This is a genomic window from Solirubrobacter ginsenosidimutans, from assembly GCF_027587205.1.
The window spans coordinates 346,578-368,072 of sequence record NZ_JAPDOD010000002.1 but is presented as its reverse complement, the minus strand read 5'-3'; the positions used below and the strand labels follow the sequence as shown (position 1 = coordinate 368,072).

The following is a 21,495-nucleotide window of genomic DNA, read 5'->3' as shown; positions in this document are numbered from 1 at the left end:
AGTGGTAGACCTTCCGGTGTCTGCGGGTCTAAAAGTAGGGCGGACGCGAGGAGAGGGTCATGGCCGGACTTCGGAAGGTGTCGGTTGCGGCTGTGGGAGCGCTGTTGGCCTGTGCGCCGGCGGCGCACGCGCAGCGACCCGCGAGCGTGGGACCGGGGACGCCCTGGGGTGCGACGGGCATCCAGCTCTACGACTTCAACGGCTATCTGACGAACGGGGCAGGCGAGATCACGTGCCCGGCGCCGCCCGCGACGCCCACGCCGAACTGCGTCGCCCCGCCCGCTCCGACGACCAACGCCACCCGCCTCGAGCGGGTGCTGTCCTGGCTGCAGACGAAGGACATCCGCAACGTCGAGCTCTACAGCTATCCCGGGAACCCGTTCCCGACGGCGACCGCCGGGAGCACCGGCAACCTCGCCGGCCTGCAGGCGCTGCGCGCGCTCGGTGACAAGTACGGCATCCGCTTCCCCGGCCGCCACGGCAACTTCCTCCCGGAGAGCAACTGGGACAACCAGATCGCGGCGTCGCGGATCGTCGGCCAGACCCACCTCGGCGAGTCCGGGCTGCCGAACAACACCAACGGCTACAACACGTGGGACCGGCTGCTGGCCACGGCCCAGCAGCTCAACCGCCTGGGCAAGCGCTCGGTCGAGGCCGGCCTCGGCCCGGCCTACTTCCACAACCACAACGACGAATTCAGCCGGCGCTACACCGAGGCCGGTGCCAGCTGCCCGACCACGTCGTCGGATCCGAACTGCAAGAGCTCGTGGGAGCTGATCATGGACCGCACCGACCCGCGCTGGGTCGTGGCGCAGATCGACATCGGCTGGGCCGTCTGCGGCTCAGCCTTCGGCACGCCGCCCAACGCGGCCGCCGGCATGGCATACGTGACCGCGATGATCAACAAGTTCACCAACCGGATCGTCAGCTACCACTTCAAGGACGTCGACCTCGCCAGCATCCGCCTGGCCTGCGGCGACGCGGACCAGCGCGAGATCGGCAAGGGCGGCATCGACTTCGCACCGATGCTCGCGGCCGCGAAGAACCGCTCGAAGTACTACTACATGGAGCGCGACCCGGTCGCCATCGGCGGGCCGACGAACTTCAACCCGTTCACCAACACGGACAACGCGCTGAAGGCGATGCGCGCGGACCCGGCGCCGACGCTTTACGCGTACCCGCCGGTGATCCCGTCGCAGCCGGCCGGAACGATCGCCTCCGCCGCGAACGCGGTCCCGGTGGTCGTCACCAACGACGGTGACGCGCCGCTGACGATCACGAACATCACCGTCGCAGCCGACGCCCTCGACGGCGGCACCACCACGGCCGCCGACTTCGCGATCGTCTCCCAGAACTGCTTCGGCCCCGGCAACGTCGGTCCGCTCGCGCCGCGCCAGCCGGCCGTCGCCGACGACCCGGCCACCGCCGACGTCAACGAGGCCAAGCCCGCCGTCCCGTCGGGCACGTGCACTGTCAACGTCGTCTTCAAACCGACCCGCACCAACTACACGTCGGTCGCGCGCCTGCAGTTCACGTCGAACTCCGACGACGGCGTCGAGCGGATCCTGCTCGCCGCCAAGAGCACCGGCGACGCCCTGACCACCGTCGGCGGCGACGTGCCGACGATGCTCGCGCTGAGCTTGCCCACGCAACCGGGCAGCTTCGGCACCTTCGCCCCGACCGTGGCCAAGAGCTACGAGACCGCCGTCGCCGCGACCGTGACCTCGACCGCCGGCAACGCCGCCCTGTCGGTCACCGACGCGAGCGCCACCGTCACCGGCCACCTGGTCAACGGCGCGTTCTCGCTCCCGTCGGTCCTGAACGTGCGGGCGATCAACGCATCCAACCTGACCCAGGCGTACGCGCCGCTGTCGGAAACCGCGGGCGCACCGACCAACCTGCTCACCTACGCCGGCCCGGTCAACGGCGATCCCGTGACGCTCGGCTTCCGCCAGGCGATCGCGGCGACCGACGTCCTGCGCTCCGGCACCTACGGCAAGACGCTCACCTTCACCCTGACGACGACCGCACCTTAGAACGACGCACTGAGGACATGGACGACGTGATCGGGCTGCCGCTCGATCACGTTGTCCGTGAACCGCAGCACCTCGTAGCCCGCAGCCCGCCAGATCGCCTCCTTACGGGCGTCGTTGCGTTTCGCCCGCGGACGCAGGTGACCCGGACCGTCGACTTCGGCGATCAGCCGCCGGTCGGGCCAGCAGCAATCGGCTTCCTCGCCCTCGACGTGGGTGTTCACGAGCGGTTCCGCGAAGCCGACGGAGCCCAGCAGAGCAAGGAACGCGTCTTCGAGATCGCTCTTCGTACCCGCGCTGCCGGCGGCGTTGAGCTCCAACGCCCGTTCGAGCACCGCGACGCCGTGGCGGCCGCGGGCACGCGCTATTGCCGCGCGGGTCGCCCGTCGATCGAAGCGCTTCCGATACGCCGCCTCGTAGATGACGTTCGCGAGCTGGTGCGGAGTCTTGGTCGCGGTGAGGTCGACGAGCATGCGTGCGACATGGGTCACTGGAATGCCGCGGTAGATGACGATGTCGCTTGGTTCGAGGGTGCGCGAGATCAACAGCCGCGTCCCGGGGTGGGTTCGGCGCTGACGAGGGACAACGACATCGATGAGGGAGGCCGGTCTGCGCGAAACCTCCCAGAGATCCGACGCGCATTCCGCGCACAGCCCCGCACCCTCACCGCAGGCGAACACGGCGGCGAGCCACTGTCCCTCGCGCGAGAGACCGACGTGCCCGACGGCGTAGACGCCGCGGTAAACGCGGTGCAGTCGTCCGTCCCGAACCCAGCGCGAGATCGCGCGATGATCGATCCCGAGACCGCGCAGTTGCTCGACCCGCACGACCCCGTGCTGCCGCGCGGCGAGCTCGGCGATCAGCGCCGCGCGTGTGGGGGTTTTCGACGTTTTGCCCCCTATGTGGGGCGCTTTGTAAGGCACCCCCGCATCGTCGCCCGATCGCCTGTGACGGATCTACACGTGGGTGTTACAAGTCTGCTTCAACATCGTGCCCATACAGCCACTCGTTGTGGCTGAGCGGGTCTTGCGAACCCAACGCCGCGTCGCGCGCGACCTGCTCGGGGCCGTCGGGCATGTGGTGGTGCTCGCGCCGCTCGCCGGACATCCGCTGCACCCGCGTCGCGCGCTCGATCCGCAACGCCTCGTAGCGCTTCAAGGCGCCCACCACCTCGCTCGCCGACACGCCCCGCAGACACCCGGCCAGCACCGCTCCATCCTCGATCGCCTGCCCCGCCCCCTGGGCGAAGAAGGGGAGCATCGGGTGCGCCGCGTCGCCGAGCAGCGCCACGCGACCGGACACCCAGCGCGGGATCGGCTCGCGCGCGTAGAACGCGTAGCGGCGGGTCTCGCGGGCCGCGCCGATCAGTTGCAGGACCGCCGCGTCCCACCCGGAGAACTCGGCGAGGAAATCCGGCACCGAGCCCTCGGCGATCCAGGATTCCTCGCGCCAGTCGCCCGCCGGGTTCGCGGTCACCAGGTTCACCTGTGAGCCGCCGGACACCGGGTAGTGGACGAAGTGCTTCGAGGGCCCGAGCCAGATCGAACAGACGGGCCGGCGCGCGAACTCCGGCGCCTGCTCGACCGGCACCAGAGCGCGATACGCCGCCAGCCCCGTGAACACCGGCTCCCCCGGCCCGGCGATCGCGGAGCGCACGACGGAGTGGATGCCGTCGGCGCCGATCAGCGCGTCGTAGGGGTCCGACGAAGAGCCGTCGGCGAACACGAAGCGATCGCCGTCGACGCCTTCGACGTGGCGACCGAGCGCGACGACGCCCGCGGGCACCGCGGAGGCGAGCACGGACAGCAGATCCACCCGGTGCAGCGCCAGGTAGGGCGCTCCGAAGCGCTCCGCGCCCGCCGCCCCGAACGACTCCGAGAACAGCACCCGCCCGTCCTGCCAGCGCCGGAACTCCCACGCCACCTCGAACGGCACCGCGACATCCGTCAAAGCCGCACCCAAGCTGAGCCGCTGCAGCAATCGCACGGCATTCGGGCCGACCTGGATGCCGGCGCCGATCTCGCCGAGCTGCGGCTGCTGTTCGAAGACCTGGACGTCGCGGACGCCGGCGCGCAACAGGAAAAGGGCGGCCGCGAGACCGCCCAATCCTCCACCGGCAATCGCCACTCGCATGGCGAAGAACCTACCCCGCCCGGCCGCCGTTCAGCGGCCGGGCGAGTCCTCCAGCGCTTACGGCGTCGTGGCCGACAGCGTGAACACCAGGGTCTTGCCGTACCCGCCGACCTGCAGCGAGTCAGTGGCGGCGATCGACTGCTTGAAGCCGATCGTGAGCGGGTGCGCGCTCACCGGCGCCGGGAACGCCAGCAGGCTCACCCGCGCGCCCGACTCGCTCACCGGCTTGAACGCCGACGTCGGAGTGGCCGCGTCGGTCGCGTTGACCTGCACCGGCTGCGGCAGGAACGACGCGCCGTTGACCAGGTGACCGGTGTGGTTCGAGGTGGCATCGCGCACCGTCAACTCGGCCGCGGTCGCGGACGTGGTCACGGTGGCGGCCAGGCTCGTCGTGTAGTCCTTCGTGACGCCCGGCATGAACGTCCCGAAGTTCGCCGAGCCGGTGATGTCGAGCGCCAGGACGCCCGGCACGAGGCCACCGACCCCGACCTCCTCGGTGTTGTCACCCACCGGCTGGACGTTGACCTGCAGCAGGACGCTGTCCTTGCCGCCCTTGCCGTCGGAGACCGTCACCTTGGCGTAGAACACGCCGACCGCGTTGTAGGTGTGCATGGCGTCCTTGGTGGTCGCCTTGCCGCCGTCGCCGAAGTCCCACTCGTAGGTGAGCGTGTCGCCGTCGGCGTCGGTGCCCTGCGCGGTGAACGCCACCGGGTCGCCCGGCGAGACGTCACCGGACGGGTTGCGCTGCGCCGTCACGGTCGGCGCGTGGTTGCCACCGACGTCGCCGCAGTCGGCGTCGTCGACCGCGCCCGCCGCGACCTCGAGGCCGCCGAGCAGGTGCTTCAGGTACGGCGCCTCGGCGAAGGAGGCCTGGGTGTGACCCATGCCCGTGTACCACGAGCGACCGCCGTCGTAGCGATGGCACCACGAGATCGGATGGTCGTCATCCGTGGTGTTGCCGTCGTCCTCGTCGTAGGTCGACTCGTCGACCGTCGCGAGCACGTGGACACCCGCGGCACGCGGCGAGAAGTCGGTGCCGCCGCCGCCCACCACGGCCCCGTCAGGCGCCTGGTAGTTGTACCACTCGTCCACGCGCTGCCAGGGGTTCGGCAGACCCGTCGTGGAGTGGTGATCGGTGTCCTCGATGTGGACCGTCGCGGTCGGCGTGCCGGCCGGATGGTTGCGGAAGTACGCGCCCACGAGCTTGCCGTACCAGGTCCACGTGTACTCGGTGTCAGCCGCGGCGTGGATGCCCACGTAGCCGCCGCCACCGCGGATGTAGCGCTCGAACGCCGCCTGCTGGGTGTCGTCGAGCGGGTCGCCCGTGGTCGAGAGGAAGACCACGGCGTCGTAGTGGGCCAGGAAGGCATCGGTGAAGACCGCGGCCGAATCCTCGGACGCGTCGACACCGAAGTGGTTGTCCGTCCCGAGCTTCTTGATCGCGGTGATGCCCGCCGGGATCGAGTCATGGCGGAAGCCCGTCGTCTTGGAGAAGACGAGCACGCGGAACCGGTCGCCGCCCTGGTCGGGCCCGAACACGTTGACGACCACCGTACGGGACACCGGGTCCTCGCCGTCGGTCACCGTCAACTTCGCGTTGTAGGTGCCGGGTGTGGTGTAGGTGTGCGAGGGATCCTCGGCGGTGGAAGCGGCGCTGCCGTCACCGAAGTCCCAGCTGTACGTCAGGTCGTCGCCGTCCTCGTCGGACGCCGTGGTGTCGAACTTCACGGGCAGCGGAGCGAACCCGGTCGACGGCGTCGCCGAGATCGCGGAGATCACCGGCGCGCTGTTCTCCGGCTCGGTGGGCGGGCAGCCCGTCGAGCCGTCGACCTTGAAGTACTCGAAGCCGACGACGCGATCGGCGATCTGCACGCCGAGCGTGAAGAGGCCGAACGGCGCGTTGGTCTGCGTGTTGGTGACCGTGTCCGACAGCGCCGTCCAGGTCGAGCCGTCGAGCGAGTACTCGCCCTTATAGGTCGTGCCGGTCTTGGTCAGGCGCAGCCACACGTCGGTGACGACGGCCGGGAACCCGGCGGTCACCTGCGGCTGCGGGTTCAGGATCGCGCCGGCCTGCTCCGAGCGCAGCTCGATCCGGTTGAACTTCGGGTTGTCGACGTCGGAGATCGCGTCGAACTTCACGTAGTTGTCGTCGTCGGTGCGCACCAGGATGCCGCCCTGGGCGTAGCCGCCGTTGAGCTGCGTGACGTCGACCTTGGTCTCGAGGACGTAGTCCGCCTTGGTCGGCTGCTGCAGGATGAAGTTCCGCGTCGCCGACGGGTCCCCGTTGGTGTAGATGTCACCGAGGACGGTGGTGATCTTCAGCTTGCCGTCCTCGAGCTTGGCCTTCGTGTTGTCGGGACGCAGGATCGCGTTCCACTTCGACGCGTCCAGCGCGGTGCCGTCGAACTCGTCGCCCGGGCCGTTGCAGTTGCACCCGCTCGGCGGGTCCTGCCCGTCGAGCGTGAAGTAGTCGAACGACGTGACGTCGCCGACACCCGGCGCCTGCGGACCGAACGAGAACAGGCCGAACTTCGGCGACTGCATCGGGTTCGGGGTCGTGGTGGCCACCGCGGTCCAGGTCGTGCCGTCGAACGAGTACTCGCCCGAGTAGGTCGTCCCGGCCTTCTTCAGCCGCAGCCAGATGTTGGTCGTGCCCGCCGCGACGGCCGGGTCGGCCGGCGTCGGGTTCTGGATGGCACCGCCCACCTCGGAACGCAGCTCGAGGCGGTTGATGCGCGTGTTGCCGACGTCGGAGATGGCGTCGAACTTCACGTAGTTGTCGCCGTCGACGTAGGCGATCAGGCCGCCCTGGGCGTACCCGTCGGTGATCGTCGAGGACAGCTTGGTCTCGATCACCCAGTCAGCCCCCGCGTGGTCCGCGGACTGCAGGATGAAGTTGTTCGGCGGCGGGTTGGTGTCACCCGTGTAGATGTCGCCGAGCTCGGTGGTCAGGTTGAAGTTGCCGCCGCTGACGTTGTAAGAGGCGGGGTTGTCACGCACGATGGCGTTCCAGCGCGACTTGTCCAGCGAGGTGCCGGAGAAGTCGTCGTCGCGGCTCGGGCCGGACGGCGTACCGCCGCCACCGCCCGGACCCTCGATGCGGAACCAGTCGAAGTCCGCGACCGGCGACGTCGCCGCCGCGTTGCTGAACGCGAACATGCCGATCTTCGCGCCCGCCGGGATCGCCGCCGCACGCCCGACCGGGGTCCACGTCGTCCCGTCGGTCGAGTAGGCGCCGGTCACGTTCGTCCCGTCCGAGACCATCCGGAGGTAGTAGTCCTTCGGGAACGCGGCCGGGATGCTCGGGGTCGAGTCCGCCGCGTCGTTTCGCGGCGTCCCGTTGGTCTCGGCGATGAACTCGAACTTCTCGACGCCCGTGCCTCCGGTCTCGGTCGCGATGCGGCCGAACTTCACGAAGTTGCCGTCGTCGGTGTAGAGGATCATGCCGGCCTGGTGCCACTGGTCGGTGCCCTCGAAGGCGACCTTCGTGGTGGCGGTCCAGGCACCCGTGGGCGCCGCCCGCAGGACGAGGTTCTTGGCGTCGTTCTTGTCGCCGTAGATGTCACCCGGTGCGGCGGGGATGTGCAGCGCCCCCGCGCCGACTGTCATCGCCTGGTCACGGCGCACGACGTCCCACGGCGGCGTCGCGACGTCGGTGCCATTGAACTCCTCCAGCACGGTGTTGCCACCGCCGGCCGGCGTGTCTGGATCGAACCGGACCCAGTCGAAGTAGGAGTTCGGCTTGTTGGCCGCGAGGTCGCTGAGTGCGACCGGGCCGATCTGCGGGTTGGAGAACGTGCTCAGCGGCGCCGGCTGGCCGACGGGCAGGTACGTGTCGCCGTCGAACGAGTAGGACGCCGTCAGGTTCGTGCCGTCGGAGTGGATCCGCACGTAGTAGGAGAGCGGAGCCGTCTCGGGCAAGGCGCCGACGTTGTCAGCCGCCGTGTTGCGTGGGCTGCCGGCGTTCTCGTAGATGAACTCGAACGTCCGGGTGCCGCCCGCGGAGATCATGTGCACCGACGCCCAGTTGTCGTCGTCGGAGTACACGCGCAGGCCGGCCTGCTGGTAGTTCTGGTTGAGCTCGGCGACGCGCACCTTCGCGGTCACCGTCCACACGCCCGCCGGGGTCGGCTGGGTGATGATGTTGCCGGCGCTGGTGCCGCCCTGGTAGATCGACCCGTTGTCGATCGGCAGGACGAGCTCGCCGTTCGTGACGCTGATGTTGTTCAGGCTGCGCCGCACGGTCCAGCGGTTGAGGTCGAGCCCCGTGCCGTTGAACTCGTCCGACTTGGCGTTCTGGTCGCACTGGTTGGGCGCGCCGGTCACGCGGACGTCGACGGTCGTGCTCGCCTTGATGCCTTGGGCGTCGGTCACGGTGACCTTGGCCGTGTAGGTGCCGGCGTTCACGTACGTGTAGCTCGGGTCCTGGAGCGTCGACGTGTCGGTGTTCGTGCCGGTCACGCCGAAGTCCCAGAGGTAGGTCAGCGCCTCACCCTCGGGGTCGGTCGCCGTCGCATCGAAGGCGACGTTGAGCGGCGCCTGCCCGGTCGCGGGCGTGGCCGTCGCGGTCACGTCGGGCGGCGCGGAGACCGCGGCGCCCTTGCCGTGGACCTGGAACCAGTTGAGGTTCATCAGGCCGCCCTGATCGGTCGGGTGGGTGAAGACGATGTAGAGCACGTGCGTGCCCTGCGGCGGGTTGGTGATCGGCGCCGACACCGTCACCCAGTTCTGCCAGCCGCCCGTCGGGACCACGTCCGCGGAGGCGAACGTCGCGCCGGTCGGCGAGTCCATCCGGAGCTCGACCTTGCCGCCTGCTCCGCCCGAGGCCACGCGGAAGTCGACCCGCGTGAGGTTCTCGAAGTTCATCCGGTTGAAGTAGATGTAGTCGCCGTTCTCGATGAACCCGACGTTGTTGCCGCCACCAGCGTCCTGGGTGGCCTCCTCCTGGGTGCCCGGATCGCCGGTCGCGGTGGAGCCGGGGATGCGGCCGGTGCCGTTGTTGTGCTCGGCCCGCTTGCGGCGGGTGTGCAGGACGACGTCGTCCTGGCCGGTCAGCGCGCCCGCCGCGCCGGCGCCCTTGTCGGTGTACGTCGCCACGATCGACGTGAAGATGTTCATGTTCGGGTCGTGGCCCGAGTCCGAGGCCGTCTGGAACGTGCCCTCGCAGCCCGTCTTGGTGGACAGCGGGTGGGCGTGTTCGTCATGGCCGAGCTGGATGTTCAGCGAGACCTTGGTGCAGTCGATCGTGCCGTCCTCGGGGTCGGTGACGGTGATCTTGTAGGCGATCGTGTCACCGAAGTCGGCGAACTGGCCGTCCTCCGGGAAGTCGATCTTGACCGTCGGCCGTGTGTTGCCCGCGGTCACGGTCAGCGTGTCGGTGCCCACCATGCCCGCCTGATCGGTGACCGTCAGCTTGACGTTGAAGGTCCCGGCGGTGCTGTAGGTGTGCGTCGGGTTGGGCGCGGTCGAGTCGGTCGTGCCGTTGCCGTCGAAGTCCCAGGCGTAGGTGAGCGACGTCCCTTCGGGGTCGACCGAGCCGGCGCTCGAGAACTGGACCGCCAGCGGGACGGGGCCGTTGTCCTTGTCCACCGCCGCGTGGGCGATCGGGCGTCTGGCGCCCTTGATGTAGTCGATCTTGAAGATGCCGGAGTCGGCGTTGTTGCCGTTGAAGCCGCTACCCCAGTCGATGACGTAGAGCGAGCCGTCGGGGCCGAACTCCATCTCGTGGACGCGAGCGAACGTGTCCTGCCACGGCGTCATCGCGACGTTGGTCACCGCCGACTCGTCCGTGTTCAGCGTGGCGGTCTTGATCCAGCCGTTGTTCCACTCGCCGATGAACCACTGGCGGTCGTAGAAGGCCGGGAACTTCGTGTCGGAGTTGAGGCTCGCGTCGAAGTGGTAGCGCGGGCCGCCCGTCGGGGCGCCGCCCGTCCCGAGCCCCGGATTGCGGGGGTCGGTCTCGGTGTAGCCCATCCAGGCCACCGCCGGCTTGGCCGGCGGGAGGTTGGTCAGGCCCGTGTTGTTGGGCGAGTTGTTGACCGGCGCCGCGCAGTTGAACTTCGGCCCGGAGACGCTGGTGGCGAAGTCGTAGTCGTTGTACGGGACGTTGTCACGGATGCAGTACGGCCAGCCATAGAAGCCCGGCGTGACGACGTTGTATTCGACGCTGCCCTGCGGGCCGCGGTTGGGGTTGGTGGCGCTGGCGTCCGGGCCGTAGTCGCCCATCAGCACCTTGCCGGAGATCGGGTCGACCGTGATCCGGAACGGGTTGCGGAAGCCCATCGCGAAGATCTCGGGAAGGGTCTTGTTCGTCGTGTCGTCGGCCTCGTTGAAGAGGTTGCCCGTCGGGATCGTGTAGCCCGTGCCGACGCCCGGAGCCGTCGGGTTCGGGAGCGGCATGATGCGCAGGATCTTGCCGCTGTAGGAGTTGGTGTTGGCCGACGTGCGCTGGGCGTCCCAGAAGGCGCGGCCCGAACGCTCGTCGATCGGGTCGAAGCCGTCCGAGGCGAACGGGTTCGTGTTGTCGCCCGTGGACAGGTACAGGCTGCCGTCCTTGCCGAAGGCCAGCGAGCCGGAGGAGTGGCAGCACTCCGTGCGCTGGTTCTGCATCTGGAAGATGACCTTCTGCGAGGCGGTGTCCAGCAGGTCGCCGTTGAGCGTGTAGCGCGCGATGCGGGTCTCCGTCGAGGAGTCCGGCAGCGGCGTGTAGGCGACGAAGACGTTGTGGTTGACGTCGAAGTTCGGGTCCAGCGCGATACCGAGAAGACCGTTCTCCTGGACGCTCGAGACCGGGATCACGCCGGCCGTCAGCACCGTGCCGTCAGGCTTGATGACCTTGACCTCACCGGTGATGCGCTCGACGTAGAACACGCGGCCGTCCCTGGCGACGGCGAGCTCCATCGGGCTCTTCGTGTCGTCGTCGATCGCGCGGACCTCGAAGTCGCTCGCGGCCGGCGGCGCCTGGCGAGGCGCGCCGCAGTCGGCGGTGACGGTGCGGGCGGCGGTCTTGAGGCCGCCGAGGATGTGGGCGCGGAAGTCCGGCTCGGCGAACGAGGCCTGCGTGTGGCCCATCGCCGTGTACCAGGCGCGGCCGCCGTCGAAGTCGGTGCACCACGAGACCGGGTGGTCGTCGTCGGTGGTGTTGCCGTCGTCCTCGGCGTAGGTCGACTCGTCGACCGTCATCAGCACGTGGACGCCGCTGTCACGCGGGCTGTAGTCGTTGCCGCCGCCGTTGACCACGGGGTTGGTCGGCGGCTGGAAGTTGTACCACTCGTCGACGCGGCTCCAGGAGGCCGGGAGACCGGTCGTCGAGGGCTCGTTGGCGTCCTCGACCTTGACGGTCGCGGTCGGCGTTCCGGCCGGGTGGTTGCGGAAGTAGCCGCCGAGCAGCTGCCCGTACCAGGGCCACGTGTACTCGGTGTCGGTCGCGGCGTGGATGCCGACGTAGCCGCCGCCCGCCTGGATGTAGTGCTCGAACGCCGTCTGCTGCGGGTCGGTCAGGACGTCGCCGGTGGTGGAGAGGAAGACGACGACGTCGTATTGGGCGAGGTTGGCGTCGGTGAACTGAGCGCCGTCCTCCGTCGCGTCGACGGTGAAGCCGTTGGCCGTGCCGAGCGCCTGGATCGCCGCGATGCCCTGCGGGATCGAGTCGTGCCGGAAGCCCGCGGTCTTGCTGAACACCAGGACCTTGCTGAGCGTGGCGGGCGCGTCGGCGACCGTGATCGAGCCGCTCATCCCGTTGTGGACGCTGCAGACGAACGTGTAGGTGCCGGGGGTGCTGAAGGTGCGCGAGATCGGCGCACCGCCCGCCCCGACGGCCTCGTTGATCGTCCAGTTCGGACTCGTCGACGTGACCGTGTGGGTCGCGGTGGCGCTGTCGAATTCGAAGCGCACCGTGTCGCCGGTATGAATCGACGTGTTCGCCGGCATGAAGGCCGGTAGCGGTGTATCGACCGCGTCGACCACGACGGTGTCAGCGAACGCTGTTCCCGTCCCTAGGGCGCCGGCCACAAGGGCGACGGCGAGTGCGAGCAGCGTGGACCGCAGCGTGCGCATGAGTAACGGCTCTCCTCCGTTGATTCCTCCGACCCCCGGACTTATTTCAAATGAGAGAAATAAAGTCCAGCGACAATCGACAGTTCGTCAACAGGATTTGCCGCTAGCCGACCGAAGATCGACCCTGCACCAACGCTGCGACGCCATCGAGGATGCAGCTCAGTCCGAACTCGAACGAATGCTCCGGTGCGTAGGCCTCGTTTGGCTCCTCACCCGCCGCTGCACCCACTCTCACGACCGTTGGGAACTGGCCTGCGGTGACACGAGGCTCGAGCGCCGCCGCGCCGGCGGCCATACGCGCCGACCGGAGCGCGGTCCGTGCCGCGCGTTCGACATGGCCCGCGACGAGGCTGACGACGGCGTCCATCTCTTGGTCGGTCAGGCCGATGCCGTCGAGCGCGGCGAGCTCGTGCTCGTAGCGGGCGACGACATTTGGCCCCATGACTGGGCGCGTGGGGGTGATCTCGAGCAGCCAGGGGTGCCGGTGACAGCGCCACCAGTTCTCGTGTGCGATTCGTTCGACACGCTCGCGCCAGGTCCCCTCGCCGAGTTCGTTGGCTCCCGCGACGGCCTGGTCGAACATCAGATCCAGCAGCTCGCCCTTGCCCGGCACGTACGTGTAGAGGGACATCGTCCCGACCCCGAGTTTCTCAGCCACCTTTCGCATTGAAAGCGGCTCGAGCCCCTCGTCGTCTGCAACGTTCATTGCCGCCCTAACGATCTGGTCGAGGTCGAGCCTTGGCCTCGGCCCCCTGGTCGAGGACCCGTGATTGCGCCACAAAAGCTCGATGCTGCGCGGTGCGGCGTGGTTGTCTCTCGCTTCCGGCATGAGGTACTCCGTACGGTATACGCTTTCACGTATCACGTACGAGATTCTTCGATTTCCGGCGTCGTCGAAATGCTCCGGTAAGTCCTGACGTGAGCCGGACAGAAGCGGATATGACCTCGGTCTCCTCGGTCGCCGCCATGCCCGACACCCGCTTCGTGGAGCTCTATGAAGCGCACGCCGGCGCGGTCCTCGCGTACGCGCGCCGGCGTTGCGGCACCGACGAGGCCGAAGACGTGCTCGCCGAGACGTTCTTGATCGCGTGGCGCCGACGCGACGAGGTCCCGCCGGACGCACTGCCATGGCTCTACGCGGTAGCGCGCAACGTGGTCAGCAACCGGCTGCGTTCCGTGCGCCGCCGAACCGCCCTGGAGTCCCGGCTCGCCGCGGAACCGCTGCCGGCCGACGACGACGCGCCGGACCCGCGCCTGCGAGCGGCGCTCTCGACGCTGCGCCCGATCGATCGTGAAGCGCTCCTGCTGACCGCGTGGGAAGGCCTGTCGACGCAGCGCGCCGCGCGTGCCGCGGGCTGCTCGGCGGCAACGTTCCACGTGCGCCTGCACCGCGCCCGCAAGCGGCTCGCCCAAGCCTTGGAGGAAGACCGATGACCGACCTCATGGACCGCCTGCGCGCCGCCGACCCCGTCCCCGACCCGGTCACCGCTCCGCCGATCGAATGGTTGGTGCCGCGCCTACAGGCCACCACCGAGACGGCGCCCCGCGACCTTGCCGCCGAGGCCCGCCCGGGGGCGCCTCGCGAATCGGCGCCCGCCGACCCGGCGGCGCCCCGCGACCCGGCGCCCGCGGGCGGCGCCACTTCCTGCCCGCCCGGGCGGCCGCGTCTTCGGCGCCGTTTGCGCGTGCTCGTCCCGGTGTTCGCCGCCGCCCTCGCCGCCGCGGTCGTCGTGCTCCTCGGACGTGGGTCGTCGCCAGATGTCGTCGCCGAGGCGCGGGCGGCGCTCGGGGCGCCTGGCGAGATCGTCCACACGATCGTGCGGACGCAGCAGTTCGACGAGAATGGGAAGGCGATCGGACAGAGCAACGTCGAGCAGTGGGCGGCGCTCGATCCGTTGCGCACCCGGACACGAATGACGATCACGCCCGCCGAAGATGGGACGCCGCGGATGACCGAGAGCGACTATGCGGACGGCGTCTTCCGCAGCGCCTGGTCGTGGGACGACTACCTGCGCGAGCACAAGCTGTCGCCGGAAGAGCTCGCCGGCTACGTGGCGGCCAACACTGGGTCGGAAAGCGCGCTCGACGCGGGCGCGGACCCGGTGGCCGGTGTCCGCGCGCTGCTGGCCGGTGGGAAGCTCGCTCCCGCGGGAGAGACCGAGGTGAACGGCCGGCGCGTCCTGCTCCTGCGCGGCGACCGCCCCCGACGGGTCCTACCGGACGGTCGCGGGGTCCAACTCGCCGTGCGCGTCGAGTACCTCGTCGACGCCGAGACGTACGTTCCGGTGCAGGTGACCTACCGGATCAAGCCGTCGCTCGGCGCGGGTGGCGCGCAGACCACTCGCACGACGTTCGAGACCTACGAGCGACTGCCCCTCGCCGGCAACGAAGCGCTCCTGCGCATTCCCGATGCCGATCAGCGCCGCGTCATGAAGGCTCACCGCTAGCGGGCCGAAGTCAACTGCCTCGGTGGGAGACAGAAAGGGCGTTCTCACGCTCGCCGATCCACCAGCGGCGAGGGGGTGTGTAACCAGAGCTGCCTCTCGGGCAGCTCTCGTTCCGCACCCCCACCCGCGCGCCAACTCGACCCGTGCGAACCTGATCGAAACCAACGACTCGAGCCTCAAACGCGCACGGTCGACCACGGCGACGGAAAGATGGGCGCGAGGGACACACTTTCCTTCTCCGTAGCCCGAAACTGTCGGTATCCCGGCGCGCCACTCCCCCCTCTCCACCCGGCGCAGTTGACGTCCGTCCCCACAGCGGCCGCATCACGATCGTAAGTTCGCACGCGCAAGCGGCCGGCATGGTCGTGGCGACGTGGGGCGGCGAGCTGTCTCGTACCCGCCGCGCTGCGGCGATCGGCGGCGCCCGGCAGGCGCGGCGAGGCGTCTGGCAGGCGCCTATGAACCTGCGACTCGGCGCTAGTCCTCGAGCATGCGGTTGTGGCCCTCGGGGCACGTGCCCCGGATGCTGTCGTGGAAGGAGTCGTCCTCGAAGACGTCCTCGCGCCGCCAGTGGTCGCCGCAGTAGCTGTGGCGGCAGTCGGGGCAGTAGAACGGCGCGAGCTCGGGGTCGTGCGCGTAGAGCGCCGCGGCGTCGGCGATCGCGCGGCGGACGGACGGGGTCTCGGGCTGGGTCAGCGTGCCGGTGAAGGTCTCGCGCCGGAACTCGCCCTCGACGCAGGTGAGCCGCGCCGCCTCCTTCTCGCACAGCCAGCAGAAGTGGATCGCCTTGCCGGCCACGACACAGCACGCGCTGTCGAAGCGGGCCGCGAGGGCGAGGAACTCGTCTCCCCAGCCGCTGCTGACGCTGACCTCCTGGATCGGGCCGGTCGGCAGGAACAACACCGCCATCGAGCCCGTGTCGGAGCCGCCCGCCCGCACGCGCTCGATGTGCCTGTCGATCTCCGCCAGCGCCGACTCCTGGTCGACGAACGACGACCACGACAAGTCATTGCCGGGCAGCGCGATCAGGCGCCGCGCCTCGAGCAGCACGTCGATCAGGTTGTCCACAGGCGCAACCTATCGGCCACCTCCAAGCTCGAGACGCTCACGCCGATGCGGGTGAGTGGGCGGTCGGTGTCCACCAGCGACGCGGCCGTCGCCCCGATCACCGTCGCATCGTCGACCGCCGCCGGAAGCGTGCGCGAACGGGTCGCGGTCGTGCGGTCGCTGAAGCGCAGGTGCAACGTGATCGTGCGGCCGGCGACCCCGGTCGCGCGCAGGCGCTCGGCGACCCGCACCGCGGCCTGATCCAGCACTGCGGGTGGATGATCGCCACGGCCGAGGGATCGCGTCGACCCGAACGCCTGCCGCGGTCGCGCGCGCTGGACCGGCACGCGGTCGCGGTTGTTGACCAGCGCGTGCACCCGCCGGCCGTTGCCGGCCCCCAGCAGCGCGATCAGCGCGGGTAACGACAGCGCCGCGGCCTCTCCGACCGTCTCGATCCCACGGGCATGAAACTTCGCGGCCGTCGCCCGGCCGACGCCCCAGAGTTCCTCGACCCGGTGCGCGTGCAGGAACGCGGACCCGTCCTCGACGATCTTCAACCCGTCCGGCTTGGCCGCGCGACTCGCCATCTTCGCCGCGATCTTCGTGCCGGCGACGCCGACGGTCACCGGCAGCCCGACCTCGCGCCGCACCGCCTCCCGCAGCCGCGCGGCGAGCGACGGCGGACCTTCCAGGAACGCCTCCTCGATCCCATGGCGCTCGACCACCGGCGAGGCCGCTTCGAAGACCCCGAACAGCGCCTCGCTCGCCTCGGCGTAGGCCGCGCTGCGCGGCTCGACCGCCACCACCTCCGGACACAGCCGCCGCGCCTCGGAAGCGTGCATCGCGCTGTGGATGCCGAACGCGCGCGCCTCATAGCTCGCCGCCATCACCACCCACGTCGCGACCATCGTCGGCCGCCCGCGCAGCCGCGGGTCATCCCGTTGCTCGACCGAGGCGAAGAAGCAATCCGCATCCGCATGAAGAATTGACACGAACACATGTTCGCATGCCATGCTGACGGAATGACGCGACGCGATCGATTCCGGGGCGCACTGCTCGGCCTCGCCGTCGGTGATGCGGTCGGCACGACGGTCGAGTTCGCGACGCCCGGCACGTTCCCCCCGGTCCGCGACATGGTCGGCGGCGGCCCGTTCTCGCTCCCGCCCGGCGCGTGGACGGATGACACTTCGATGGCGCTCTGCCTCGCCGAATCGCTCGTCCAGCGCCGCACGTTCGACCCGGTCGACCAGCTGCAGCGCTACGTGCGCTGGTACCGCGACGGCCACTGGTCGAGCACCGGGCGCTGCTTCGACATCGGCAATGCGACCCGCGCCGCGCTCGAGCGCTTCGAACAGACCGGCGAGCCCTACCCAGGCGACGCCGCGCCCGACGCCGCCGGCAACGGGCCGCTGATGAAACTCGCGCCGATCGTGCTCGCGTACGCATCCAAACCGGCCGAGGCGATCCGCCACGCGGGCGGGAGCGCGCGCACGACCCACGGCGCGCGCGAGGCGGCGGACGCCTGCCGCGCGTTCGCGACGCTGCTGCTGGCCGCGCTCAACGGGAGCTGGCCGCGCAACGTCGGAGACCCCGGCTACGACCGGGTCGTCGCCGCCGCGCTCGGCGCACCCGCCTTCGCCGCGCTCGACCCACGCGTCACCGCCGCGCTGCGTTCCACCCGCGAGCCACCCGCCGTGCGCGGCGGCGGGTACGTGGTGGACGCGCTCGAGGCCGCGTTGTGGGCGTTGCGCAGCACTTCCACGTTCGAGGACGGCGTGCTCGCCGCGGTCAATCTCGGCGACGACGCCGACACCACCGCCGCGATCTACGGGCAGCTCGCCGGGGCGCTCTACGGCGCAGACGGCATCCCGGAGAGCTGGCGCGAGCGGCTCCACAGACACGACGAGATCGTCGCGTTCGCGGACGCCCTCCTTGACCAGGACCTCACCCGCCCCGCCCTGCCCCGCTTCGAGCACATCCGCCCGCGCGTCCACGCCCAGTGCGCCTCCCCGCAGGACGTCGCCGAGGCGCTGGCCACAGCTCGACAGCGTGGTCTGCCCATCGCCGTGCGCAGCGGCGGGCACGACTTCGCCGGACGCTCCTCGACGACCGGCGTCCTGATCGACACCCGCCCGATGCACGACATCGAGATCGACGGCACCCGCGTGACCGTCGGCGCCGGCGTGCGGCTCGGCGAGCTCTATGACGCCCTCGATGCCAGAGGCCGGACGGTCGCCGCGGGCTGCGGGCCGACGGTCGGCGTCGCCGGGCTGACGCTGGGCGGCGGGATCGGCATCCTCGGACGGCTGCACGGCTTCACGTGCGACCAGCTCGAAGCCGCGCAAGTGGTCCTCCACGACGGCGAAGTCGTGTGGTGCGACGAGCAGCGGCACGCAGAGCTGTTCTGGGGTCTAAGAGGTGCCGGCGGAGCGCGATTCGGCGTCGTCACCCGGCTCGTCCTGAGCACCAAAGCGGCACCGAACGCGACCGTCGTCCACCTCGAGCTCCCGCTCGCCCAAGCCGATGAAGCGCTCCACCTCTGGCAGCAGCTCGACGACGCGCCGGACGAGCTCGCCGCGAGCCTGCTGGTCGTCGGCGGCGGCGTGCACATCTTCGGCGCGCATGTGGGCACGAAGGCCGAGGCCGCCCACCTGCTCGCGCCCTTCAAAGGCCACCCGCAGCTCGACGAACTCCCCTACCGCGACGTCAAACGCCGCCTCGCCGCGACAGGCCCGGGCGACGGCGAGGATCTGCCCTTCCACCGCTCCGGCTTCTTCGCGAACCCGCTGGAGGTCCTCCCGAACGCGCACGGCCTCGAGTTCGACTTCTCCCCCCTCGGCGGCGCCTACAACCGGAAAGCGCCGGACGCCACAGCCTTCCCCCACCGCGACGCCCGCTTCCTGCTCAAGGTCGCCGGCCGCGATCAGGCGACCGTCGACGCCGCGTTCCCGAGCGACGAGGGCACCGGCGGCGTGTACCCCAACTTCCCCGAGCCCGACCGCGACCCGTGGGACCCGGCGTACCACCTCGGCAACCACCAGAGGCTGCAGGAGCTCCGCGCGAAATACGACCCGCACGGCGTGTTTTGAGTTAGATTCGCGCCCGCGATGAGCGAGTACGAACGCGCGACGACGTCCATGACCTTCGGCTCGCTGCCGGAGCCGATCCGGGCCGCCGTCCGCGCGAAGGCCGAGTCCCTGCAGCTGACCGTGGCCGACGACGCGCCCGCCTTCCTCACCCACAGCCGCAAGCTCAAGCGCAGCGGGATGCTCAACCGCATGCTCGGCGGCGACCAGGACAAGGCACACGACACCGCGCTCGTGATCGGCGCCAAGGACGTGCTCGTCGCCACCCACGGCGAAAAGCGCGGAACGGCCGTGCTCGCCGCCCGCCTCGACGACACCGACGTGAGCGCGATGTCCGAGCGCCTGAGCGAGCTCTCGGGCATCTCCGCCGACGACGGCATGTCGGTCAACGGCTTCCCGGTCTCGGGCACAGAAGGAAACGGACGCGGCTCGTTCTACGTCGGCCTCGGCCCGCCCGAGGGCGCGGCCGCGCGGACGGCGCTGATCGAAGCGATCCGCGCCGCCAAGGCGTAAAAGCGAACTACTTGCCGGTCGGCCGGTGCGATGCGCCGCGCGAGTGCGCGTCCTGACCACGGCCGACGCCCGCGGCACCCCGCGCCGAGAGGTGCGCGGGCGGTGGGGTGCGCCGGATCAGCTGAAGCAGCGCGCGGTCGTCGGGCCCGGCCTCGGTCCGCTCGCTGAGCGTGTTGACGTTCACCGTGCGGAGCACCGGGCCACGCGAGCGATCGATGAGCGCGACCACGGCCTTGTGGGCGCTCGGCGTGTCGAAGACGATCGCGTCGAGCAAAGGTCCGGCCGTCGCGACCTTGACGAGCTCGCCTGCGCTTGTCGATTCCATGCGATCAACCCTACTGCCGTCGCGACGGCGGGCGAACCCGCGGCTGCCCGCTCGCGCAGTCCACGCACGTCACCACGTCCGGCATGGCCGCCAACCGCCGCTCGGCGATCGGCTCCCCGCACACGTCACACACGCCGTAGGTCCCCTCGTCGAGCTTCACCAGCGCCCGCTCGGTGCGCTCGAGCCCCGCCTCAAGAGAGGTCCCCACACCGATCTCGGTCAGCCGGCTGATCGCCTCGACCGTCCCGTCTCCGATCCGTTTGCCGAAGCCCTGCGCCGTCCCGCGCTCAGGCGTCTTGGCGAGACCGGCGATCGTCTCGCGCGCCCGGTCGCGACGGTCCTCGAGCTCCGCGCGCAGCGTGTCGAGATCGGAGGCCATCCATCACACGCTACCCCGCGAACACCGCGTCGGCGAGGAACGGGACCGCTTTCGGGTCCTGTGCGCTGATCAGGATCGTGCTGCACCCGCGCACGCCGACCGCGACCACGGACCCGCCCTGCAGCGGCAGCACGCTGTAGCCCTTGCCCTGCTGGATCGGCGCCCCGCCCCGCTTCGCCGTGTCGACGAGCTGGGTCTCATACGCGCCCGGGTCATCGCTCGGCACCCGCACGAGCGTCCCGAGCGTGAGCCCGGTGCGCTGCGCGGCGCGCATCTCGACCTTCCCGCCCGCCTCGTCGAGGTTGAGCGCCTTGACCGTGCTCGCGCGCGTCTTCTCGCTCACCTTCTCGTACGTGAAGGTGTCCGGCGGGGCGCCGAACGGGTCGGCAACCTTCACGCACGGCGTGGCGGTGGCGGTCACGTCCGTGGACGTCGAGGCGGGAGGATCGTCCTTGCCGCCCGTGATCAGCCGGGACAGGCCCCAGGCCAGAACGAAGGCGAAGACGACCACGACAAGAAGGGCCTTCGGGCCTAGGTGGCGATCGAGCACCGGGGTGATGATCGCAGCGCGGCGAGGAGTTCCATGAGCGCTGGTCGGGAGGCGGACCCGCGCCGCGTGGCGGCGAAGACCGTGCGGCAAGCACCGTCGAGGGCGATGAAACGGACGCCATCGGTCGGCACGGCCGCGAGATCGGGAACCAGCGCGACCCCCACGCTCGCCGCGACGAACGCGAGGACCTGGTCGTAGCCGAGCACCCGCGACGTCACGTCGGGCTCGAAGCCCGCACCCGCGCACGTGCGCTCCACCTGGCGGGCGCACGTCATCCCCGCGGGCGGCGCGATCCACGGATGCTCCGCGAAGTCCCCCAGCCGCTCACCCGGGCCGGAGACCGCCAGCCACAGCGGCTCGCGCAGCAGCTCGACGGTCTCGAGCGACGCGTCGATCCGCCGCGGGACGCGGTCATAGAAGTGGGCGATGACGAGATCGAGGTCTCCCGCCCGCAGCCGCGGCAGCGCGTCGTCGGGCTCGAGCTCGTCGACCCGCACGCGGAGCGCCGGATGCAGCGCCAGCAGCGACCCGACGGCGGGAGCGAGGAGCGCCAGCGCCGCCGTCGGGAAGGCCGCGACCCGCAGCTCCCCGCCGAAGCGCGCCTCGCTCGCGTCGAGGTCGGCCTGCGCGAGCTCGAGCTGGGCGAGGATCGTCTCCGTGTGCGCCACCAGGGTCTGTGCCGCGGCGGTGAGCCGCAACGTCCGGCCGTCGCGCTCCAGCAGCTTCGCGCCCGCCTCGCGCTCGAGCGCGTGTAGGTGCTGCGAGATCGCGGGCCCGGTCATGTGCAGCGAGCGCGCGGCCTCGGCGATCGTCCCGTCGTGGGCGACCTGGCGCAGCACCCGCAGCCTCCGAACGTCGAGCATGAGCAAAGTGCAGCTTACGCATCGCAACAGAGATCGCAACTTGTGCTTTGCCTCGTCGCCGACG

Annotated in this window: 15 protein-coding genes; 5 read left to right on the top strand and 10 right to left on the bottom strand. The window is 70.1% G+C overall.

Annotation, left to right across the window (positions count from 1 at the left end):
* Positions 1-59: 59 nt before the first annotated feature.
* Complete coding sequence (locus OM076_RS04205; RefSeq protein WP_270038179.1) at positions 60-2,036, top strand: sugar phosphate isomerase/epimerase family protein; 1,977 nt, start codon at positions 60-62, stop codon at positions 2,034-2,036.
* Here OM076_RS04205 and OM076_RS47155 read toward each other — a convergent pair.
* The 4 genes from OM076_RS47155 to OM076_RS04185 all read right to left on the bottom strand — a co-directional run bounded on the left by OM076_RS47155 (position 2,033) and on the right by OM076_RS04185 (position 13,086).
* Positions 2,033-2,956 (bottom strand): type IV toxin-antitoxin system AbiEi family antitoxin domain-containing protein, encoded by a 924-nt coding sequence (locus OM076_RS47155; RefSeq protein WP_505017718.1) that lies wholly within the window; start codon positions 2,954-2,956, stop codon positions 2,033-2,035. The two genes, OM076_RS04205 and OM076_RS47155, sit on opposite strands and share 4 nt — an antisense overlap.
* Positions 2,957-3,002: 46 nt before the next feature.
* Positions 3,003-4,166 (bottom strand): FAD-dependent monooxygenase, encoded by a 1,164-nt coding sequence (locus OM076_RS04195; protein WP_270038176.1) that lies wholly within the window; start codon positions 4,164-4,166, stop codon positions 3,003-3,005.
* 57 nt (positions 4,167-4,223) lie between these two features.
* Positions 4,224-12,221 (bottom strand): ThuA domain-containing protein, encoded by a 7,998-nt coding sequence (locus OM076_RS04190; RefSeq protein WP_270038174.1) that lies wholly within the window; start codon positions 12,219-12,221, stop codon positions 4,224-4,226.
* A gap of 103 nt (positions 12,222-12,324) precedes the next feature.
* Entirely contained in the window at positions 12,325-13,086 is a 762-nt protein-coding gene (locus tag OM076_RS04185; RefSeq protein WP_270038172.1) for a TetR/AcrR family transcriptional regulator, read from the bottom strand.
* Between the two features lie 53 nt (positions 13,087-13,139).
* Between OM076_RS04185 and OM076_RS04180 the strand changes: the two genes are divergently transcribed.
* Entirely contained in the window at positions 13,140-13,655 is a 516-nt protein-coding gene (locus OM076_RS04180; protein WP_270038171.1) for an RNA polymerase sigma factor, read from the top strand.
* Positions 13,652-14,668 carry a hypothetical protein gene (locus OM076_RS04175; RefSeq protein ID WP_270038170.1) on the top strand — a complete coding sequence of 339 codons (1,017 nt, stop codon included), beginning with the start codon at positions 13,652-13,654 and terminating at the stop codon, positions 14,666-14,668. Before OM076_RS04180 ends, OM076_RS04175 begins: the two co-directional genes overlap by 4 nt.
* A gap of 477 nt (positions 14,669-15,145) precedes the next feature.
* Here OM076_RS04175 and OM076_RS04170 read toward each other — a convergent pair whose 3' ends face one another.
* Complete coding sequence (locus OM076_RS04170) at positions 15,146-15,736, bottom strand: hypothetical protein (RefSeq protein WP_270038169.1); 591 nt, start codon at positions 15,734-15,736, stop codon at positions 15,146-15,148.
* On the bottom strand, positions 15,724-16,707 hold the full coding sequence (locus tag OM076_RS04165; RefSeq protein WP_270038168.1) for a Y-family DNA polymerase: 984 nt from the start codon (positions 16,705-16,707) through the stop codon (positions 15,724-15,726). Before OM076_RS04165 ends, OM076_RS04170 begins: the two co-directional genes overlap by 13 nt.
* 30 nt (positions 16,708-16,737) lie before the next feature.
* Between OM076_RS04165 and OM076_RS04160 the strand changes: the two genes are divergently transcribed.
* Both OM076_RS04160 and OM076_RS04155 read left to right on the top strand, forming a co-directional pair.
* Positions 16,738-18,804 (top strand): ADP-ribosylglycohydrolase family protein, encoded by a 2,067-nt coding sequence (locus OM076_RS04160; RefSeq protein WP_270038167.1) that lies wholly within the window; start codon positions 16,738-16,740, stop codon positions 18,802-18,804.
* A gap of 18 nt (positions 18,805-18,822) precedes the next feature.
* A complete protein-coding gene (locus OM076_RS04155) occupies positions 18,823-19,314 on the top strand; it encodes a hypothetical protein (RefSeq protein WP_270038166.1) in 492 nt (163 codons plus the stop codon).
* 7 nt (positions 19,315-19,321) lie between these two features.
* On the opposite strand, the gene OM076_RS04150 is transcribed toward OM076_RS04155, so the two are convergent.
* The 4 genes from OM076_RS04150 to OM076_RS04135 are packed head-to-tail and all read right to left on the bottom strand — an operon-like array spanning position 19,322 to position 21,431.
* On the bottom strand, positions 19,322-19,639 hold the full coding sequence (locus OM076_RS04150; RefSeq protein ID WP_270038165.1) for a hypothetical protein: 318 nt from the start codon (positions 19,637-19,639) through the stop codon (positions 19,322-19,324).
* Positions 19,640-19,649: 10 nt separating this feature from the next.
* Positions 19,650-20,018 (bottom strand): TraR/DksA family transcriptional regulator, encoded by a 369-nt coding sequence (locus OM076_RS04145; protein ID WP_270038164.1) that lies wholly within the window; start codon positions 20,016-20,018, stop codon positions 19,650-19,652.
* A 10-nt stretch (positions 20,019-20,028) separates the two neighbouring features.
* Complete coding sequence (locus tag OM076_RS04140; RefSeq protein WP_270038163.1) at positions 20,029-20,568, bottom strand: hypothetical protein; 540 nt, start codon at positions 20,566-20,568, stop codon at positions 20,029-20,031.
* Positions 20,550-21,431 (bottom strand): LysR family transcriptional regulator, encoded by an 882-nt coding sequence (locus tag OM076_RS04135; RefSeq protein WP_270038162.1) that lies wholly within the window; start codon positions 21,429-21,431, stop codon positions 20,550-20,552. The genes OM076_RS04140 and OM076_RS04135 overlap by 19 nt, the downstream gene beginning before the upstream one ends.
* Positions 21,432-21,495 lie beyond the last annotated feature (64 nt).